The organism is Staphylococcus pasteuri, from assembly GCF_030547725.1.
In the GTDB taxonomy this organism is placed as follows: domain Bacteria; phylum Bacillota; class Bacilli; order Staphylococcales; family Staphylococcaceae; genus Staphylococcus; species Staphylococcus pasteuri.
Genome location: NZ_JAUOQO010000502.1, coordinates 1 through 259 on the forward strand (window position 1 = coordinate 1; position 259 = coordinate 259).

The window sequence follows — 259 nt, forward strand, 5'->3', positions numbered from 1 at the left end:
GTACCAGAGAACCAATCAGATTGTCGCTCAAATGATCCTGCTGAGTGACAGCACGAACTCAGCGACCACATCATACACCGCATGGGCGCAGGCTTTAGGTAATGCCGTACCGGTCATAACAGAAAGTAGCGATGCAACCAAAGAAGCCACAAGCGCAAACAGTGAGATGCTTTCGCTCGTGATGAACCTGCAAGCTGCGACCGATAGATATGCCGCGTCACAAAAGTCATTGACCGAGAAAGCCAAGTCACTAAAAGAT

General features: G+C 49.4%; 1 protein-coding gene. It reads left to right on the plus strand.

Features of this window, described 5'->3' with window-relative positions; genetic code table 11:
- Positions 1–259: hypothetical protein (locus Q4528_RS14500; protein ID WP_303522346.1), on the plus strand; the 259-nt coding region annotated here is incomplete at both ends.